General features: G+C 72.4%; 1 protein-coding gene. It reads right to left on the bottom strand.

The annotated features are described in order from the left end of the window. Window positions 1-511 (bottom strand): transcription antitermination factor NusB (locus IY392_RS18350; protein WP_375292933.1); only part of this gene is annotated, 511 nt, incomplete at both ends.

Here is a 511-nt window from a genome sequence, read left to right as displayed (position 1 = left end):
CCCCGAGGGACTCCGCGAACGCGCGCGCAATCCACTCCGGGTGCGCGGTGCCCACCGCCAGCCGGGCGACGGGGTCGGCCACGTCTTTCCGCAGCACCTCGACCCAGCTGTCCAGATCCTGCGCGGAGACCTTGCGCAGCACTGCGTTGACGAACGCCCCGGCCCGGCCCAACCCCAGTGTCCGCGCCGCCTCCACACTCGTGTCGACGGCCGCGTGCGCCCCGATCCGGGTGAACAACAACTGATAGGCGCCCAGCCTCACCAGATCCAGGACCGGTGGGTCGATCTCGTCGACCGTCCGACCGGCCGCCTCCGCGATGATGCGGTCGAGCAGTCCTTGCGTCCGGAGGGTGCCGTAGGTGAGCTCGGTCGCCAGTGCGGCGTCCCGCGTGTCGAGTCGCGCCTTCCTGAGCTCGGACGGGAGCAGCAGGTTCGCGTACGCCGCGCGCTCGCGAACCGCCGCCATCACGGCGAGGGCGACCGTCCGGGCATCGGGGCGGATCTGCCGGGG

Origin of the sequence: Dietzia sp. SYD-A1, assembly GCF_015356725.1 — a bacterium.
GTDB lineage: Bacteria > Actinomycetota > Actinomycetes > Mycobacteriales > Mycobacteriaceae > Dietzia.
This window is presented reverse-complemented; position numbering and strand designations above follow the sequence as displayed.